Source organism: Mesobacillus jeotgali (assembly GCF_014856545.2).
In the GTDB taxonomy this organism is placed as follows: Bacteria; Bacillota; Bacilli; order Bacillales; family Cytobacillaceae; genus Mesobacillus.
This window is the reverse complement of sequence record NZ_CP109811.1, coordinates 206,903-225,501: the sequence shown is the minus strand read 5'-3', so window position 1 is coordinate 225,501 and position 18,599 is coordinate 206,903. Positions and strand designations below refer to the sequence as shown.

General features: G+C 45.9%; 16 protein-coding genes and 1 riboswitch. Of the genes, 2 read left to right on the top strand and 14 right to left on the bottom strand.

What is annotated here, in order from left to right; genetic code table 11:
- Positions 1-128 precede the first annotated feature (128 nt).
- On the bottom strand, positions 129-482 hold the full coding sequence (gene acpS, locus FOF60_RS01190) for a holo-ACP synthase (RefSeq protein ID WP_192472910.1): 354 nt from the start codon (positions 480-482) through the stop codon (positions 129-131).
- 144 nt (positions 483-626) lie between these two features.
- Here acpS and FOF60_RS01185 point away from each other — a divergent pair, with 144 nt between their 5' ends.
- Entirely contained in the window at positions 627-1,211 is a 585-nt protein-coding gene (locus FOF60_RS01185; RefSeq protein WP_192472909.1) for a rhomboid family intramembrane serine protease, read from the top strand.
- A gap of 31 nt (positions 1,212-1,242) precedes the next feature.
- Here FOF60_RS01185 and FOF60_RS01180 read toward each other — a convergent pair whose 3' ends face one another.
- From FOF60_RS01180 to FOF60_RS01140, 9 genes are all read right to left on the bottom strand, one after another.
- Positions 1,243-2,691 carry a PH domain-containing protein gene (locus FOF60_RS01180; protein ID WP_192472908.1) on the bottom strand — a complete coding sequence of 483 codons (1,449 nt, stop codon included), beginning with the start codon at positions 2,689-2,691 and terminating at the stop codon, positions 1,243-1,245.
- On the bottom strand, positions 2,684-3,166 hold the full coding sequence (locus FOF60_RS01175; protein ID WP_192472907.1) for a PH domain-containing protein: 483 nt from the start codon (positions 3,164-3,166) through the stop codon (positions 2,684-2,686). The genes FOF60_RS01180 and FOF60_RS01175 overlap by 8 nt, the downstream gene beginning before the upstream one ends.
- A 113-nt stretch (positions 3,167-3,279) precedes the next feature.
- Positions 3,280-4,245: a UV DNA damage repair endonuclease UvsE gene (uvsE, locus tag FOF60_RS01170; RefSeq protein ID WP_192472906.1), complete on the bottom strand. Its 966-nt coding sequence runs from the start codon at positions 4,243-4,245 to the stop codon at positions 3,280-3,282.
- A gap of 311 nt (positions 4,246-4,556) precedes the next feature.
- Complete coding sequence (locus tag FOF60_RS01165; RefSeq protein WP_285891034.1) at positions 4,557-6,035, bottom strand: degradosome RNA helicase CshA; 1,479 nt, start codon at positions 6,033-6,035, stop codon at positions 4,557-4,559.
- A 325-nt stretch (positions 6,036-6,360) separates the two neighbouring features.
- Positions 6,361-7,071, bottom strand: coding sequence for an alpha/beta hydrolase (locus FOF60_RS01160; RefSeq protein WP_192472905.1), 711 nt, complete (start codon positions 7,069-7,071; stop codon positions 6,361-6,363).
- 217 nt (positions 7,072-7,288) lie between these two features.
- Entirely contained in the window at positions 7,289-8,665 is a 1,377-nt protein-coding gene (locus FOF60_RS01155) for a UDP-N-acetylmuramoyl-tripeptide--D-alanyl-D-alanine ligase (RefSeq protein ID WP_192472904.1), read from the bottom strand.
- A gap of 341 nt (positions 8,666-9,006) precedes the next feature.
- Entirely contained in the window at positions 9,007-10,089 is a 1,083-nt protein-coding gene (locus FOF60_RS01150; RefSeq protein WP_192472903.1) for a D-alanine--D-alanine ligase, read from the bottom strand.
- Between the two features lie 545 nt (positions 10,090-10,634).
- Positions 10,635-11,054, bottom strand: a complete 420-nt coding sequence (locus tag FOF60_RS01145; protein ID WP_192472902.1) for a universal stress protein — start codon at positions 11,052-11,054, stop codon at positions 10,635-10,637.
- A 90-nt stretch (positions 11,055-11,144) separates the two neighbouring features.
- Complete coding sequence (locus FOF60_RS01140) at positions 11,145-12,617, bottom strand: SulP family inorganic anion transporter (RefSeq protein WP_225650359.1); 1,473 nt, start codon at positions 12,615-12,617, stop codon at positions 11,145-11,147.
- Between the two features lie 268 nt (positions 12,618-12,885).
- On the opposite strand from FOF60_RS01140, the gene FOF60_RS01135 reads away from it, so the two are divergent.
- A complete protein-coding gene (locus tag FOF60_RS01135) occupies positions 12,886-14,163 on the top strand; it encodes an MFS transporter (RefSeq protein WP_192472900.1) in 1,278 nt (425 codons plus the stop codon).
- 185 nt (positions 14,164-14,348) lie between these two features.
- On the opposite strand, the gene FOF60_RS01130 is transcribed toward FOF60_RS01135, so the two are convergent.
- Genes FOF60_RS01130 through FOF60_RS01115 form a run of 4 tightly spaced genes read right to left on the bottom strand, consistent with a single transcriptional unit; the run spans position 14,349 to position 18,206 of the window.
- Complete coding sequence (locus FOF60_RS01130; protein WP_192472899.1) at positions 14,349-14,732, bottom strand: VOC family protein; 384 nt, start codon at positions 14,730-14,732, stop codon at positions 14,349-14,351.
- Between the two features lie 48 nt (positions 14,733-14,780).
- The gene (locus FOF60_RS01125; protein WP_192472898.1) at positions 14,781-16,226 is read right to left on the bottom strand and encodes a heme ABC transporter ATP-binding protein; all 1,446 of its coding nucleotides are present in this window, start codon (positions 16,224-16,226) and stop codon (positions 14,781-14,783) included.
- A complete protein-coding gene (locus tag FOF60_RS01120; RefSeq protein ID WP_192472897.1) occupies positions 16,223-17,284 on the bottom strand; it encodes a FecCD family ABC transporter permease in 1,062 nt (353 codons plus the stop codon). The genes FOF60_RS01125 and FOF60_RS01120 overlap by 4 nt, the downstream gene beginning before the upstream one ends.
- Positions 17,250-18,206, bottom strand: a complete 957-nt coding sequence (locus tag FOF60_RS01115; RefSeq protein WP_192472896.1) for an ABC transporter substrate-binding protein — start codon at positions 18,204-18,206, stop codon at positions 17,250-17,252. The genes FOF60_RS01120 and FOF60_RS01115 overlap by 35 nt, the downstream gene beginning before the upstream one ends.
- A gap of 176 nt (positions 18,207-18,382) precedes the next feature.
- A riboswitch (cobalamin riboswitch) is annotated at positions 18,383-18,563 on the bottom strand.
- Positions 18,564-18,599: the final 36 nt, after the last annotated feature.

The window sequence follows — 18,599 nt, the reverse complement described above, 5'->3', positions numbered from 1 at the left end:
CTGGCTGCAAAAATGCTTGAGTTGTCTTCGTGCAGCCTTGTTCTCGCCGCCCTAGCCTTGTCTCCCTTACTGCATTATGAATATATGAGACAACCTGGGCGAATATGCCCCCGGGATTGACAAGCATTTTAAATTTTTTCGATGACCACCTGTGCGATAGCATAATGCTCACTGTGAGAAATAGAAAGGTGTACCCCCTCCATATAAGGCTTTGTGACGATTGGCCTTCCGTGTGGGTCGTGCTCGATTTCGATATCCATGAAGGACAATTCTTTGCCGATGCCAGTCCCTTTCGCTTTTGAAAAAGCTTCCTTCGCTGCCCAGCGTCCGGCAAGGAATTCAATTCCTCTCCGTTCATTATATTGTTTATAAACTTCTCTTTCTTTTTCCGTTAAAACCCTCTCGGCAAAGCGCGGCTGCGACTCTGCCAGTTTGCGGATTCTTCCGATTTCCACGATATCGATTCCTGTTCCGATGATCATTTTTCCAGCTCCCTTCTAAAAAAGATGAAATGCGCATAGAAAATAGTGTACAACTTTCGTTCATTAGGGCTATCCTTTAGATTAGGACTTTTACCAATTTAAAAATAACCAAACCTCACGATTATGAGGACCGAGGAGGTTTCCATGTTTACAAGAACAGAAAGCTTGCGCGACTTCATTAGATTTTACCCTGTTATTACCATCATCATTGCCATCCATATCATATTATATCTGTTGACGGCATTGCCAATCTTCCCGAGCAAATACCTGTTTGGACTTCTGGCCGGTGTGAACTTGTACGTTGTGAACGGCGAATACTGGCGGCTTGTCACACCGATCTTCATGCATGCAGGGTTTGCGCATATGCTGTTCAACAGCTTTTCGCTCGTGTTGTTCGGCCCGGCACTCGAGCAGCTGCTTGGCAAAACAAAATTCATCCTGCTCTATCTCGCTACAGGCATCGCCGCAAACATCGCTACCCTGATTCTCGAGCCGCTGACCTACACACATGTTGGTTCTAGCGGAGCCATCTTCGGACTTTTCGGTTTCTATATTTCTATCACAATGTTCCGAAAAGCCATGATGTCACGTGAAAACTCCCAGACAATCATGACGATTGCCATCATTGCCGTGGTCATGACATTCGTCCAATCGAACATCAATATTACGGCACATATTTTTGGTATGCTTGCAGGTTTTCTAACCGGAGCCGCCATTTATAAAAGGTAATAAAAAGCGCCTCAAGGGCGCTTTTTTGTTCTTACTCATTAACTTCATGTGAGTACCAGTTATACATCATGTCAACATGCTTTTTTTCAAGGTCAATGACTTTGCCGCCAGCGCCGCCATGCCCGGATTTGACAATTGCTTCGACGGTAGCCAGTTTCTTTTTCCGCTGAAAAAAGCTTTCTTTCATGCTGAAGGACTGGACTTTATTTTTCCTCATATACACCGTGTTCTTAACAATATTGCGATATCGGAATGTCAGCATCCCATTGTCAAGGCTCCAGCCTGCATCCTTATAATTAAGATAGGACCATACCGCCGAGACTGGAAGCAAGAGCAGCGAGCCAAAGCCCCATGGTCTCAAAAACCAGATGGCTGCGATGAGGACCGGCAGTGTAAACAGCCAGCCTTTTAATAAGTATCTGCTGTAGGCCCGCCCTGGTGCAGGATTGATATTGACACGGAAGTGGTACTCCGTCAAATGCGGTTCAAGCAGGCCGGGGATTTTTCTTTTTTTTACGATTGGAAGGATGAGGACCTTCGAGCTTTCCTGGTCAAGCGCCGACCCGCCCGCACTTTCCACAAATGCCGAAGCATAGCCCAGCGGCTGCCTGACGAGGTTTTCGCTGATGCGGACGGCCTGGATCCGATTAAGCGGAATCGTGAACTGCCGTTTTTCCAGCAACCCTCGTGTGATGACAAGGTCATTATCCACTTTTCTTACGGTAAAATTAGCGTATTTCAGCATCGTGCCAAATAGCGCAATGATCCACGCCAGCAGGAACCCGAGAAAAACTACGACACTGATAAAAACAACCCCGTTCTGGACAAAGTGCTCGACTCCATCAAAAATCTGTTCATACGGAATGAACTCTTCAAATTGGAATACGAACGCAAGCACCGCGGAAATGACTACACCGACCCCGCCTGATGTTGATGCCAGCATCAATAGCTCTGAAACAGAGATTTTATATAGCAGATCATCGGAGGATTCGGGTACCTCTTCCCCCTCCAGGATTTGCCCGGATTTTTTGATAGAAACGAGATAATCGTGGATTTCCTGTGCATCCTGCTTTGTGATCGCCGTAAGGACCGCCTCTCCATCCTGGAGTCCCATTCCGCCTGAGCCGGCTGTCTCCACCTTCACCTTCACAAGGCCGAACAGCCGCTGTAAAATTCCTTCTGACAAATCAAGGCTTTGAATCCGGTCGAACGGTATGTATCGCTTCTTCCTGACAATCAACCCGTATTCGATTCGCAATTCGCCTTGCTCGATGCGATATGTAAATCTGTACCATGACAAAACTCCGTAAACTAAAACAAGCACGACAACCCCAATTGAACCAAAAAAATAAAAAAGGTCCCAGTCCGTTCCCCTGCTGCCAAAAACGACGAAGATCAAGAACGGGATGATCATTTCCTTTAGCTGGCGAAGCGCATTGACGACAGCGGCAATCGGATGCAGCCTTTTCGGATCAGACATCTTCATCCGCCACCCTTGCAAGCCTCGAGATGGAGGTCCTCAAATTTTCGGCTTCTTCCATATCCAGCGCAGGTATTTCATGGATGGTCGCAGCAGTCGAGACCGTCACCGTCGATAAACGGTATTTTCGCAATAAAGGGCCCTGCTGTGTATCAACATGCTGGACACGGATCATCGGAATAAGCGTCCTCTTTATGATGAATACGCCATATTGAAGCTCAATCTCCTGCTCCCTTACTTCATAGCGCCAGCGTTTCCAGCGCAGCGTTGGCAATAAAATGATGAATAAATAGCTATATACAGCAGCCACAGCTATAGCTGCAGCAATAATCCATTTAGGTAAGTCAAATATAATTGTAATGGCGATCAAACCGCCCGCTAATATCCATACCACCAGGGAATGGAGGCCAGCGGCAATTTTCCAGACAGTCAGCGCCTGCTCGGAAATCCGCTTTTGCGGCTCAGAAATCGTCATAAAAGCTTCCTCCTAATTTTCCATTTAATAGCACCTTCCTAAGTATACAACAATAACACATCAGTATGGCACTAAATTGGGAGGAAAATGCGCTATCGGCATGAGGATTCTTATTATTTTATCTTGAAGCTGCTGCCGTCAATGGCCTCCACTTCCGGCTTTAGTTTTAGTTCTTCAGCAAGCTTGAACAGGGCTAAATCCTTCTTTTTCGCTTCAATCATGCAGTGGATTTCTGGGACTGAACCTTTTATTCCGTTAAGAAAATCCATGAACATATCAGTATCCACATATTCGGCGTGCGCCCGGAACTCTTTTTCGGAACGAGGACTAGAAATATGCATTTTCACCGGCAGCTTCGAGTTCTCCCATGTGCCGACGATTCGACCCCACTGCTCCTGCCAGTTTATGTTTTCATAATGAGCTAGATGATGATGGTAATCGAAGACCAGCGGGATCCCAAGCTTTTCGCAAAGGTACAGCGTATCATGCAGCGTGAACGATGTATCATCATTTTCCAGCATGATCATGTCTTGCAGCCTGGTTGAAACAAGTCCCCAATTATGGATGAATTGCTCCAGTGCTTTTTCCCGGTTCTCATAGACACCTCCGACATGGAGGACACATCGATGTTCGGGATCGATTTCCATCCCCTTTAATAAGGCATGATGCATTGCAAGAGTCTTGATTGAATTGTTCAGGGTTTCGGTCTTCAGCGTATTCAGCAGTACAAAATGATCTGGGTGAAAATCAACACGCATCGGATTTTCCTGTAAAAAGTCTGCTATATCCTTTAATGGCTCCTTTAACGCACGCATATACTTCCAATCGGAAAGTTCCTCATGGTTGGCGAGCGGTATCAGCCTCGAGCTCAGCCGGAAAAAATGAATTTCGTTCGCTTTGCTGTGCCTGAGAAGGCGCAGGCAGTTCTCAAGATTGGATACCGCGATTCTCTCCAGCTTATTGATGGCTGCGTCCCTGTCCTTGATTCCCTGGAATTGCTTGTATGTCATCGTCTGTGACGGAGAGGCATTCTTCAACTCCTCACTCATCGCTACATATCCAAGCCTAACAATCGTCATATCAGCCACCCCCGTTTTTTTATTGGTAGTATGTCCAAAGTCGATAGATGGTGGACTGGTAAAATTAATACATTAGATGAGGTTGGCCGAATTATCCTGTGATGTGGTTGAATTATCGCGGAATGTGGTCGAATTATTACGAAATGTGGTCGAATTATCCTGAAATGTGGTCGAATTATCGCGAAATGTTAAAGAATCTCTCTAGAGTTTGGGTCAAAATAGTCGGGTTCATATAAATTGGTCGCCTTTCACTTGAAAAAAGCATGTAAAAACCCCTGGTTTAGTTAAAAACCGGGGGTTGTGTGTTTATTTTAGCGTGAAGGTCTTGATTTGTAGCCGCCGCCTTCTCTGCTGCCGCCGCTAGTGCGTTTTGTTCCAGAGCGTGGCTTATAAGGCTTTTTATTGCGTCCATCGCCGCCTCTGTTATCGTATCTTCTGCGGTCTCCTTGAGGCTTTTTGTCTCTTCTGTTTGGAAGAGGTTTTTCCTCAGTAAGCTTAACAGGAGTTGTATCAGGCTCTTTAGTCAGCATTTTCAATACGGAAGCAACGACTGTTTGAGCATCATGATTTTTCAATAGCTCATCTGCAGCCTGGCGGTAGTATTGAAGGTTATTTGACTCGATTGTTTGTGTAATCTTGTCAACAACTGCTCTTTGTTGGCCTTCAAGTGCTTGGTCCAGGGTAGGTGCAGTCATTTTTTCCATACGCTTCTTAGTTGTCTTTTCGACTACATGAAGGTAAGAAGTCTCTCTGTGTGTAACGAAAGTGATCGCCATACCCTCTTTACCTGCACGGCCAGTACGACCGATACGGTGTACATAGCTTTCAGGATCCTGAGGGATATCGAAGTTGTAAACATGCGTTACTCCGGAAATATCAAGTCCACGTGCTGCAACGTCTGTCGCAACTAATACGTCGATTGATCCTTCCTTGAACTTTCTTAGAACGGACATACGCTTCGCCTGGGTCAGGTCTCCGTGGATTCCTTCAGCAGTGTAGCCGCGAAGGTTCAATGCTTCAGCAAGCTCATCAACACGGCGCTTCGTGCGTCCGAAGATGATTGCCAATTCCGGAGATTGGATATCAAGAAGTCGTGTAAGAACATCGAACTTGTTCTTCTCCTGTACTTCAACATAGAATTGCTCGATCAAAGGAACTGTCATTTCCTTCGCTTTGACACGAACAACTTCCGGGTCCTTCATGAAGCGCTCAGCGATTTTGCGGATTGGTCCTGGCATTGTTGCCGAGAACAATAATGTCTGGCGTTCGCTAGGGATCTTCGCAAGGATAGATTCGATATCTTCGATGAAGCCCATGTTCAGCATTTCATCTGCTTCGTCAAGGATCACAGTTTCAACATTATCAAGACGGATTGTCTTTCTGTTGATGTGATCAAGAAGTCGCCCTGGCGTTCCGACGATGATGTGAGGCCCTTTTTTCAATGCGCGGATCTGGCGGTTGATATCCTGGCCGCCGTAGATTGCAAGAACGCCTACTCTCTTGCCAGCACCGATTTTATATAATTCCTCGGAAACCTGGATGGCCAATTCACGAGTTGGCGCGATGATGATTCCCTGGATATTATGGTTTTCTTTCTTGATTTTTTCCACTAGAGGAATACCGAAAGCAGCAGTCTTCCCAGTACCTGTCTGCGCCTGGCCAATCACGTCTTTATTCTGAAGGCTGATTGGAATCGTCTCTGCCTGAATTGGAGTTGCTTCCTCAAAACCCATATTCTTTACAGCTTTTAATGTTGCGGGGCTAATGCCCATGTCTTGAAACATTGTCAACTTTGCTCATTCTCCTTTATGTTCACATTTATCCCGCACCGGTTTCTCCGATGCATCGTTATTTAAGTGGCTGTTTAAGGATCCAAACCATTTCTGATTCTGGTCAATTTTATCGTACCTATACGGCAAATAGGTGTTTGCACCTTGTGTTTTAAGCAGGGCTGAATCAGCAATTACAATACGCTGAAGCACAGAACCTGAAATATTAGCAAAAAAAGACATTCTCCAGCACGGGAGTATGTCCGCTTAAAGGATTTTCTCAGTTAGACACTCAATATTCATGATACCATCTTTAGGAAGGAAAAGCAATTTTTGAGGAATTGCTTCAACTTCTAATTCCTTCAATCGACTTGGCGGTCAAAAAAGCATATACCTCATTAAATAAGTGTTCTTTTTCATCACAGTGACAGATCAGATGTTTGGAGTTCTTATAAAAAATCAGCCGTTTTTCTTCAGCGCCAATATTTTCATATAGATAACGGGCGCTTTTCGGGGGCACGATGCCGTCGCTCTCGCCTTGTGCGATCAAGGTAGGCACCTTTACATCGTTGAGAATAGGCTTGATTTTAGTCACAAGCCTGCGAAACTGCAAGGTAGCGGTCATGGGTGTTTCTTTGATTTTTCGTGTATAACGCTTGAATAATTCATTTTCTCTAAGTTTTCCTTTAAACGTGTCCCTCATCATTTCCTTAATATCGAATGCAAGCTGTTTTGGGTTCACATAATAAGCAGCAGCGCTGAGCAGGACAAGCTTATCAACAGGATAAGTCGAGGCAAGATAGCTGGCAATCAGCCCGCCCATCGAAAATCCAACAACATAGACGGTATCACACTCTTTCAATAACGCCTTCAGTTCGTTTTCAGCATGGCCAATCCATTCATTATGTTTGATTCCCTTCAAATTCAGCTCATTGCCATGGCCAGGCAGGGTAGGAACAACTATTTTCCAATCGGTCCTCTTTTTCAGCGACTGGGCAAGTGGTTCCACTTCAAACGGAGACCCGGTAAAACCATGGATTAACAGACAACCTATCATAACCAATCACCCATTAGTTTTTCTCGTATTTAATCTTTCCCCATTTTAAATCATTTAACCCGGAATTTCCTTGATAAAGGCTTTTGTAATCATATAGTTAAAAAGAACAAAAAGCGTAAGACACCTGAGGAAGCTGTTTTAGGTATGAAACTGGCTAGGCGCTGGATTAAAAACAAGAAGATGCCCTGGGAGCAGGACATCTAGATGCGGGTCATAATTATTGCAGCGATTGGACGACTTCTTCGAGCGCCATTCCGCGTGATGCTTTGACGAGGACGATCGTTTCACCGGTTACATACTTTTTCAGTTTGTCGCTTAATTGTTGTTTATCTTGGAAAGCAAATGCCCTATCCTCACCAAGGACCTCTTTTGCTCCTCTGGCAATGGATTCGCTAAGCTTGCCGTATGTGAAAACATAGTCGACTTTTTCAGCATCGAGAGAAGAACCGACTTTGTAATGGTATTCCTCCTCCATTGGCCCAAGCTCCAGCATGTCACCCAGCACAAGGATTTTGCGGCTGTAGCCTGACAGATTGGCGACAAGGTCAATTGCTGCCTTCATGGATGTTGGGCTTGCATTATAGGCATCATTGATGATTTTTTCTCCATGAGCGCCTTCGGAAAGCTCCATCCTCATATGCGTCAGCTTTAAGCTCGCAAAGCCATCATTCATTTTTTCAAAAGGAACGCCGAGGAACTCTGCCGCAAGCATGGCTGCCAGCGCATTCAGGATATTATGGTTTCCGAGTACCGGAAGATAGAAAGTTTCATTACCAAGATTGGTGGTAAACTTATTTCCATTTTCCATTGGCTCGATTTTGACCGGATACAAGTCATTATCCTGGCTGGCCCCGAATGTTTTCAGGACGCCATTTCCTTTGTAATCCTGCAGTCTTTCTTGAAGAAGCGGCTCGTCCCCATGGAAGATGATGAGCCCGTTTTCCTGGAGGCCTTCGATGATTTCCAGCTTTGCGTCGGCAATCGCTTCCCTGGAACCAAGGTCAAGCAGATGGGATTCACCAATGTTGGTGATGATGACAGCATCCGGACGGCCCATTTTCGTTAAAAATTCAATCTCACCCTTGCTGCTCATGCCCATCTCAAGTACTGCGACTTCCGTATCTTCTCGCAAACGAAGGAGCGTCAGCGGAAGGCCAAGGTGGTTATTGAAGTTTCCTTCGGTCTTTTGCACTTTGTATTTTTGCGCCAGCAGATTCGCTGTCATATCTTTTGTCGTCGTTTTTCCGTTGCTGCCGGTAATCCCGACAACCTTGATATCAAGCGAGTTGCGGTAGTTTCTAGCCAACTCCTGCAAGGCGGTCGTTGTATCTTCAACGATAATGACCGGCAAATCCTCCGGAGGATTCGGAACACCTTTTTGCCATAATGCTGCCGAAGCTCCCCCATTCTGGATGACATCAGCCACAAAGTTATGTCCATCTGTCCGTGCTCCTTTAAAAGGAACGAACAAATTTCCAGGCTCTATTTTGCGAGTGTCGATTGAAACGCCTTTGACGATGACATCTGCAAACTGGCTTACATCATTCAATCCGCCTGCCATTTCAGCGATTTGTGTTAATGTTTTTTGGATCATTTTTTATTTCCTCCCAATAGAAAAGCGCAAGCGCCTTGGTCAGCCCCGACAAGCGCTTGTGGGCGGACCGGTGAAGTCGTTCTTTGACTTCATCGGGCGGACCGAACTCGAAAAGCGTAGGCGACTGCCCAACTCCGACAAGCGCTGGAGGGCCTGACAGTGAAGTCGTTCTTTGACTTCATTGGCAGGACTGAAGCGTCTCGAGGAGTTAGGAGCCGCAGCTAGACAAGCGACTCGAGGGGCTAGGCGCTAGAGCTGGACAATTCTTGAATTGAATTTTATGCTTTCTTATTCGAAAAGAGAACACGGCCGCTGCCGTGTCTCCCTGGTTAGTTTATAGGTTAAAAGGTATATTTGATCTTCTGTTTTTCAGCATGGCGCTCGATTCCGAGGTTCACCAGCTTTTCGATCAGCTGCGGGTATTCGACACCTGTATGCTTCCATAGTAGAGGGAACATGCTGAATGGCGTGAAACCTGGCATTGTGTTGACCTCGTTAATCAGAAGCTGGCCATCCTTTGTCAGGAAGAAATCGGCGCGCACAAGACCTGAGCAATCCAGCGCCTTGAAAGCAGTGACTGCCATCTCCTTCAGGTCAGCATATTGCTGATCTGTGATATCAGCAGGGATAATCATCGCTGTATCGCCATCCTCATACTTCGCTTTGTAATCATAGAAATCCTTTTTAGGGACGATTTCACCAACTACCGAGCATTCAGGTTCATCGTTTCCAAGGACGCCAATTTCGATTTCCCGCGCGACAACACCCTGTTCGATGATGATTTTACGGTCAAATTGGAAGGCCTCTTTGAAGGCTTCCTCAAGCTCTTGCTTGTTGGTTGCCTTGCTGATTCCTACGCTGGATCCAAGGTTGGCGGGCTTTACAAAGCAAGGGTAGCCAAGTCTTTCTTCGACAAGGCCGTATACCTTTTCACTGTCCTTTTCCCATTCGCTTCTAATAGCGGCCACATAGTCCACCTGAGGAAGTCCCGCCTGTGCGAATACATTTTTCATGACGATTTTATCCATGCCGGCAGCTGAGGCGAGTACGCCATTGCCGACATACGGCAGATTCAATAATTCCAGCAAGCCTTGCACTGTTCCATCTTCACCGTTGGGCCCATGCAGCAATGGGAAAATGACATCAAGAGTCTGGCCGGATTCTGCTCCGCCAGCCTGGAATAATGCCGGTGTGAATGAAGGAGTCGGAAGGTTCGAGTTGTCGGAGAACTCCAGCGCCTTTACATTCCCTGCAGGAGCACCGAGCTGAGGACCCTTGACCCACTCTCCTTCCTCCGTTATGTATATAGGATAAATCTCGAATTTTTCAAAATCCAATGCTTTCGTCACAGCAAGTGCTGTCTGCATTGATACTTTATGTTCAGCCGATTTGCCGCCGTACAGCAGCCCGATTCTTGTCTTCATAAAAATAGACCTCCAATAAATTCAATCTGGCTCCACTTTCCGCTTCCTATTTTACCACTTTATTTTTAAATTACGGAATTGTTATCAATTTTTAATAATAACTCTCAAGCTATACTATTTCCTGTTTTTTAGGCGTGAAACCTGCTGGAGAGTTAAAAGTTAACATTCAGAGAATAAGTTACCTTTTTAAAAGCCACTTATAGGTAATTAACCTAATTTTAGCGCCTAGTTTACAATATGAGTTAACTAACAATTCGGTGAATATTTAAATCTCTTAATAACATCTCCTAATCCATGTTCTTTTAGCTGGGAAAAATCGAGGGGAATTTCCAATTCGCTATATAAATTGGATTTTCGCTATATAAATTTAATTTCCGCTATATTAATCAACTATCGCTATATAATAATGATGGATTTCGGCTCTTAAAATTTATTTTTCCGCTAAAAAAACTAAAATTCTCCCATTGTTTAGTCAGCATCCGGCCTATTACACTACAAAAATTAAAACTACAAAGAAAAAACGCTCAGGCTGCCCTGAACGCTGGTTATTTTACGATTAATACCGGTGCTTTTACTCGTTTTGCGACTTTGTGGCTGACACTGCCAAGAACCATTTCCTGCAGGCCGTTCAAACCGCGGCTGCCAACGACGACTACATCGAATGCATTCTTGTTGGCATAGTCAACAATGGCCGGGCCTGGTTCACCGAGCAATTTTTCAAACCTGAAGTTCAAGCTCTCTTCTTCTAGCATGTTTGTTACTGGCTGGAGCCTGATTTTTCTTTTTTCCTCGACTACTGTCCGATCTGGATTGTGCAGGACATCTTCCTTGGAAGTCTGCCCATCGACAACATAAACAACCGTAATTTCACTATCTCCGTTAAGCTTTGCCAGTTCAACCGCTTTTTTCGCTGCGCGCACCGAATGGTCAGAACCATCAGATGCTAACAAGATTCTCTTAAACATGCTATTCCCCCTACATTTATTTCCATTATCTTATATATAAAGAAAGCACGCTGATTCGTCAACGCGCTTTCCCAAAATATATTTTGCGTTTTAATGTCCGGATAGCTTAGCGCCTTCCTGTTTGTGAACGGCTAGTTTGTCAATCAAGTGAGAGCTTGGGTCATTGAGACCGTGCAGACGGACAACTGTCCCGTTCTCTCTTAGTTTAATGACAATTTTATCAATTGCTGCAACCGCTGAATCATCCCATACATGGGCATGTGTCAGGTCGACGACAACTTCTTTTACATCTTCCTTCAAATCGAAGGATTCAATCAGGTCAGTTACTGAAGCGAAAAATACTTGTCCTGTTACAAAATACGTTCGGCGATTCATTGCAACATCAAATGTTGATGTAACTTTCACCTTGGAGATTTTCGCTACAAAGAAAATCGCGCTCAAAATGATTCCGGCAAATACGCCCTTTGATAGATCATGAGTGAATACGGTTGTGACGGTTGTAACAACCATAACGATTGAATCGGTTACAGGTGTCTTTGCCATGCCTTTGATTGATGACCAGTCAAATGTTCCGATTGATACCATGATCATAACGCCAACCAAGGCTGCCATCGGAATTTGGACAACGATATTTCCTAGAACAATAATCAGGAACATCAGGAAAGTACCGGCAACAAGTGCAGACAATCTGCCTCGGCCGCCAGATTTAACATTGATTACAGACTGGCCGATCATTGCGCATCCTGCCATACCCCCGAATAATCCGGCAACGATATTTGCAATTCCCTGACCGCGGCTTTCTTTATTTTTATCACTAGAAGTATCTGTCATATCATCAACGATTTGGGCAGTCAGCAAAGATTCAAGCAAGCCGACAATCGCCAAAGCCAATGAATATGGGAAAATAATTTTTAACGTTTCAAGATTGAATGGAACATTAGGAATCAGGAAAGTTGGCAATGCAGCTGTTAAATTACCCATATCACCAACAGTTCTCACATCACTCTTGGTCATCAGCGCAATAACTGTAATAACAATAATCGCCACAAGCGGTGATGGAACTGCTTTTGTGATGCGCGGAAAAAGATAGATGATTGCAAGTGCGCCTGCGACCATCGCATACATTACCCATGTTGCGTCAACAAACTGCTCTAGCTGTGCCATGAAGATTAAAATGGCCAGTGCATTCACAAATCCAATCATTACTGAACGCGGAATGAACTTCATGAACCTTGCCAATTTAAACACACCAAACAGAATCTGCAGGAGACCTGTCAAAATCGTTGCTGCCATCAAATATTGCAAACCATGGTCAGCAACAAGCGTCACCATCAACAGCGCCATCGCACCGGTCGCTGCTGAAATCATGCCAGGACGGCCGCCGACAATCGCGATTGTCACAGCAATAGCGAATGAAGCGTAAAGTCCTACCATCGGGTCAACACCAGCAATAATCGAAAAGGCGATCGCTTCAGGAATCAAAGCAAGCGCAACGACAATTCCTGCAAGGATATCTCCTTTAACGTTGCCAAACCATTGTTCTTTAATTGTATTAGTATTCAAGTAAACACCCCTTAAGTTTTTTTGTGGCTTCCTACTCTCAAGCAAGCCGGGTCCGATAAAAACAGGATTTATCATAACATATTTATAAAAACGAGCAACCATCATTGTAAGCGTTATAACATGTGCTTATCTGCTAAATTCGACCCGATATCTACGTTTTTCACCTATACATGTTAAAAACCTTAAAATGTAAATTCATCTCAACTGATTAGCTTCCTGCAAGCTTTTAACGAGGACATTTTGATATGATGATTTGGGAGGTTTTTACATGAAGACATCAGGATTATCTGCACCATTCAAGACGAATTTTTATTATGGCTGGGTCATCGTTTTCATCGCAGGGCTCGGTGTGTTTTTTTCTGGCCCGGGTCAAACATATTCTGTTTCTGTATTTATTGATTCCTACATAAAAGATTTCGGCTGGAGCCGCTCGCATGTATCCGCAGTCTACTCACTTGCGACCCTTGCTGCCGGCATCTGTATGTTCTTTGTCGGCCGCTTCGTTGATAAATGGGGACAAAGAAAAATGTCTGTTATTGTTGGCATCGGGCTGGCACTGGCCAGCTTTTGGAACAGCATGGTCGTTAACACCGCGATGCTGTTCATTGGTTTTTTCCTGATCCGGGTCCTCGGTCAGGGTTCTATGAGCCTGATTCCAAACACCTTGGTGCCGCAGTGGTTCATTACGAAACGCGGGAAGGCAATGAGCCTGATGGCCATCGGCGGATTTGCCAGCTCAGCGGCGCTTCCGCCATTAAATGCCTGGCTGGTTGCCACATGGGGCTGGAGCTTTTCGTGGAAGGTCTGGGGCGTACTGCTTCTCGTCATCTTTGTTCCGCTTGCCTATATTTTAATTAGAAACAAACCGGAGGATATTGGAGAATATCCAGATGGAGTCAAGCCTGAGTGGACAAATGATCCTTCCGTTCCAAACAGAACAAGCAATCCTTTTGAAGAGGTGAACTGGACTGTCCAGGAAGCAGTCAAAACTCGTGCATACTGGCTATTGCTGTTTTGTGTGGGGATTCCAGCACTCGTAAACACTGGACTAACTTTTCACTTGATTTCTATATTTAAAACAAATGGGATTTCGCCGGGAATTGCCGCACTTGTATTAAGCTTGATGGCTTTGATCGGTTTTCCGGTTACTCTGATTGCAGGCCCCCTGCTCGACCGGGTAAAAGTACAGTACGTGCTCGCAGGGATTTTTGCAGGGGAAATCATTTTCATCCTCGTGCTGCTGGCAGCTGATCAAACAGCGATTGCGATTGCATTCGGGGTATTATGGGGAATCAGTGGGGGATTTGAAAGGATTACCTTGAACTACGTATGGCCCAGCTTCTTTGGAAGACAGTCGCTTGGCAGCATCAAAGGATCGGCCATGACCGTCACTGTGCTCGGTTCCGCCTTGGGTCCTCTTCCATTTGGCCTCGCTTACGATTATTTTGCCGGGTATGAGGAAATTCTGCTGATGTCCATTACCCTTCCGGTGCTGGGGATGGCAGCGGCACTTCTTGCCAAGAAACCGGTGAAGGAAGTTTTGTGATTAGCAATTGATCGACGTGTTCCTTAGATAATTGCAACTAATATTAAACGCAGGATTTTGCTTGTTACCGAAATCATTTGGCCTCCCGATTTTCGGGAACAAGTTGGCCTTAATAGTCACTATAATACTTAGCAGCTCACCTGAAACAACAATCCTGCAGCTCAAAGAACTGCAGGACTTGTTTTTCATCCAATCGGAGTGCATATTTCGATATAATGCCCATCTGGATCGGCTGCATAGGCAACGACCTGGCCCCATGGCTTCTCGGTTGGCTCGAGCAGGATTGGGACTCCGGCGGCCCGCAGTTTTTCTACTGCACCCTGGACGTCCTCTGTCACAAAACCGAGCTCAAAGGTTTGTTCCTTCCTTATTCCATCGGGGATTGGGAGCGTCGTGATCTCGCGGCCGCTTTCCCGGGTGTTCATCGAAAGAACGGTATTGCCCGTTTCATACTCGATATAGGTCCCAAATTCATTACGAAGTTTAAGGCCAAGCAGCTCACCGTAAAATTGCTTTGTTTTCTCCAGATCAGAAACATATAAAATGACATAGCCCATTTTCAATTCCATCCTCATCACCTCTTAAAAATAAATTCGAGATGGAATGTCGAGTTTCCTTCATTTATGTTGAATCGCGTTTTTACTCGCTCTATACTTCAATATCGCTTCCTTCGTGCAGGTATAAATCCCCTCGCTGATCAGCTTGCCGAGCGGAGTCGCGGTGCCTGCGTAAGAAATTGTTCCTCCCTGCTGGGTGGCAGCGATGCAGATACTATCAGTAGAAATGCCAGCTGACTGGCCACCAATGCCAGCCCCGCTTCCCTCTAACTCCTGCAAAACACTAATTTTGGCTTCTGCTGCAGTCATTGCGCTCTGGATAAAAGCTTCCTCGGAAATCTTGTGGTTAATGAACAGCCATGTGTTGATATTCCGTGGTCTGTCCCGATGAGTGTGACCAGCGGAAACCAGGATAAAAATCGACATTCCGTCTGCCTGAAAAAAACGGTATGAAGCTGTGTCCGCTGGCACGGCCGTCATCATCCCAACAGTTTCGCTTGGAAGAAACCCATTTCCCTGCAAATACTCGGCCATCTCCGCCTTATGGTCGCTGCAGTCATACTCCATCGGTACAATCCGGTGCACAAAGGAACTATGCCAGCCGATTCCGGCACCGGTTATTCCCGATGACATCGTCCGCAATTTTACCGGTGACTGCAGGACAATCCGGTCTTGCCCGACGTCAAGATACCTGGCATCAATATTAAGGTCGTCCTTTTGACCGACGTCGGTTTCAGGCACCAGAAGCAGTTGCGGCCTGGCGATTTCCGGGTGAGGATGGTTTTTGATCTGCGTCTTATAGACACTCTTGATCCGTTCTTCTTTTAAAACCTCGGCAGGAGTGTCGACAATCAAAACCTCGCCGTTTTCCATTAGCAGCAGCCTGTCACAATACAATGATGCCAGGTTCAAATCGTGGAAAATTGAGACGACTGTCAGCTCTTCATCTGATGCCCATTTTTTCAGCAGGTCCAGCAGCTCTTTTTGAAAACTCAGGTCGAGATGGTTCGTAGGCTCATCGAGCAACAGAATCCTCGGCTGTTGCGCAAGTGCTTGTGCGAGGTAGACCCGTTGTTTCTCGCCGCCGGATAGTTCTACGATTGATTTTTCCTGAAGGTGGGTGATGCCCGTCTGTTCCATTACCTTCTGGACAATCTCTTCATCCTCAACTCGCCAGCTAGTAAACCAGCCTTTCTGGTGCGCATAGCGGCCGAGCGAAACGGTTTCTTTTACACTATAGGGAAACGCTTGGTCCGCATGCTGCGGCAGGACTGCCATCATCCTGGCAAGCTGCCTTGGTGAATACTGAGTCAATGGCCGGCCATCCAGCTCAATGGTGCCTTCCCTGAATTCCAAAGCGCCGCTGATCATTTTTAACAGTGTGGTCTTCCCGCTTCCATTTGGGCCAAGGATGCCGAACAGCTCCCCTTTGCCTACTTGAAAACTGATGTTCTTCAGGACCTCGCCGCCTGCATATCCGCCTGTCAAACTCTTCACTGTGATCATCGGCCAGCACTTCTTTCCCTGCGATTTTTCATTAAAATAAACGCAAAAACCGGAGCACCGATTAATGCCGTGATTACGCCAATCGGCAATTCCGAAGGCGCGATAATCGTTCTTGAGATCAGATCTGCGAGAATCAGGAAGCCGCTGCCAATCAGGACGGATAACGGCAGCAGATGGCGATGGTCAGGCCCCCAGACTGTCCTTGTCAGGTGCGGAATGACGAGACCGACGAAGCCGATCGTCCCTGAAACAGCTACGGCCGATCCTGTTAAAAGAGAACCAGACAATAAAATCAGCAGCTTGCGGCGCTCGACATTGACACCGAGATGCTGTGCCCTTTCCTCACCAAAGGACATCGCATTCAGTTCCCTTGTATTGGCAAGCAAAATCACCAGACCAACCAAAAAGAAAGGAAAAATAATCTTAATGTATTCCCAGCCGCGCATTGACACACTGCCAAGAAGCCAGCCGATGATTTGCCGCAGCTCTTCGCCAGATAAAGCAATCATTAAAGAAATGAATGAACCAAGAAATGAACTTAAAATAATACCGGTTAATATTATGGTTTCCACCCTTAGGAGCCTGTCAATTCTCCTGGCAAAAAAGAGCACAAACAAGACGGTGGCGAAGGCGAACAAAATACTCAGCACCGGCAAGGTGAAGGCACCGATCAGCGGAAGCGAAATGCCGAAAAACAGCGTAACAACTGCGCCGATGGAGGCACCTGATGAAATCCCAAGCGTATAGGGGTCTGCCAGTGGATTGCGCAACAGGCCCTGGAAAGCGGCACCGGCGATTGCCAGCGACGCCCCGACAAGTCCTGCCAGCAATACGCGCGGCAGTCTGATCTCCATGACAATACTTGCATGCATCGGATCGATTCCCTGTCCCTGAGAGCGGAAAATCTCAGCACCAATGATTTCTATAATGGCGGGTACAGGGATGGAAACACTTCCGATGGATATGCCCAGCAGCATCGATATGATCAAAAACACCGCCGTAATTAGATAGGCGATTGATTTGTTATTTAAAAATGTCCGGGTAAATGGCTTTTGCAAGCTCCTCTGCTCCTTCAGCGAGCCTTGGACCTGAACGGGTTACAAGGTCGGAGTGGACATCGTAAACCTGCTGCTCCTTGACCGCTTTCACATTATTCCAGCCCTGCCGTGCGAGCACCTGCTCAACTGGCTTTTCTGTATAATATCCATAGGTTGTCACAACCACATCGGGATTACGCTCAACAATTGCTTCCGGGTCGACCTTCGGCCAGCCTTCCATATCTCCGGCAGCGTTCTTTGCCCCAATCAATTCAAGCATTTCATTGATAAAAGTATTCTTGCCGGCTGTGTAGATTTCCGGTGCTGGTGAGACCTCCACAAAGACCGTCTTTTGCTCTTCCGGTTTGATTGTTTCAGCTTTCTTTTTCAATTCTGCAAAACTATTTTTCATATTTTCTACAAGTTCATCCGCCTTTTCTGTCTCGCCAATGGCCTTGCCAATCAACTCAATTGATTGATACACTTCTTCAAATGACTGTGCGTCATTTACAACGACAACATCGATTCCTGCATCCTTTAGTTGCTGAAGGCCTTCTTTTACAGTGTCCGCAGTTGATCCAGGAGCAAGGACAAGATCTGGCTTCAGTGAGATCATTTTCTCGATATTGAATTCCATGCCGCCGATTTTTTCCTTCGACATTGCGTCCTCTGGATAATTGTCGAAATCAGTGACACCGACAATCGCCTCTCCGTTCTCAAGTGCGTAGACAATTTCCGTATTGCTCGGAATCAGGGAAATGATCCTTTCAGGCTTATCTTCAATGACAACTTCTTCATCAATTGCGTCTTTTACCGTGACAGGGAATCCTGTCTTTTGCTCCTGTGCGGTTTTTTCGCTTTCCTTCTTTTCGGGCTGTGCTTCTGTACCGCAGCCCGCCAGGATCATGGCTGCTGCCATCATTAACATTAATAACTTCTTCATTTGCTTCTCCTCCGAATTTTAATAAACTTTGCGCGGTTGTTTTTCATTCCAGAACACTCACAAAGCCTTTGATAAATAAAAAACATCTCCACCAGAGGGGAGATGTCCGAGTAAGCAAATGTTTTTATCATCATAAAAGACATAGAGCCTGTCGGCACCTCCCTATCCTCGTAGGTTTGCTGGTGCAATGGACAGGCAGGTCTCCTGGCTCATGGTCAATGCTCGCTGCGCCTTCCCATACATTTGTACAGTGGCCGTTGCAGCTTGCTCCCATTTACAGTGGCGGGACCGCGTTGGATTTTCACCAACTTCCCTATTAAGTCTCTTTTAAAAGACACCTGTTCATTTCGATATGTAATTTTCCGCTACATCCAATTATACACGAATTGCCAA

Excerpts from the sequence above, each read along its gene's own strand:
- FOF60_RS01150 (WP_192472903.1), bottom strand. The coding sequence starts at position 10,089 with ATGAAGACAAGAATCGGGCTGCTGTACGGCGGCAAATCGGCTGAACAT.
- FOF60_RS01125 (WP_192472898.1), bottom strand. The coding sequence starts at position 16,226 with ATGATCACAGTGAAGAGTTTGACAGGCGGATATGCAGGCGGCGAGGTC.
- uvsE (WP_192472906.1), bottom strand. The coding sequence starts at position 4,245 with ATGACGATTGTTAGGCTTGGATATGTAGCGATGAGTGAGGAGTTGAAG.
- FOF60_RS01135 (WP_192472900.1), top strand. The coding sequence starts at position 12,886 with ATGAAGACATCAGGATTATCTGCACCATTCAAGACGAATTTTTATTAT.
- FOF60_RS01130 (WP_192472899.1), bottom strand. The coding sequence starts at position 14,732 with ATGGAATTGAAAATGGGCTATGTCATTTTATATGTTTCTGATCTGGAG.
- FOF60_RS01160 (WP_192472905.1), bottom strand. The coding sequence starts at position 7,071 with ATGATAGGTTGTCTGTTAATCCATGGTTTTACCGGGTCTCCGTTTGAA.
- FOF60_RS01185 (WP_192472909.1), top strand. The coding sequence starts at position 627 with ATGTTTACAAGAACAGAAAGCTTGCGCGACTTCATTAGATTTTACCCT.
- FOF60_RS01145 (WP_192472902.1), bottom strand. The coding sequence starts at position 11,054 with ATGTTTAAGAGAATCTTGTTAGCATCTGATGGTTCTGACCATTCGGTG.
- acpS (WP_192472910.1), bottom strand. The coding sequence starts at position 482 with ATGATCATCGGAACAGGAATCGATATCGTGGAAATCGGAAGAATCCGC.
- FOF60_RS01175 (WP_192472907.1), bottom strand. The coding sequence starts at position 3,166 with ATGACGATTTCTGAGCCGCAAAAGCGGATTTCCGAGCAGGCGCTGACT.
- FOF60_RS01155 (WP_192472904.1), bottom strand. The coding sequence starts at position 8,665 with ATGATCCAAAAAACATTAACACAAATCGCTGAAATGGCAGGCGGATTG.
- FOF60_RS01115 (WP_192472896.1), bottom strand. The coding sequence starts at position 18,206 with ATGAAGAAGTTATTAATGTTAATGATGGCAGCAGCCATGATCCTGGCG.
- FOF60_RS01180 (WP_192472908.1), bottom strand. The coding sequence starts at position 2,691 with ATGTCTGATCCGAAAAGGCTGCATCCGATTGCCGCTGTCGTCAATGCG.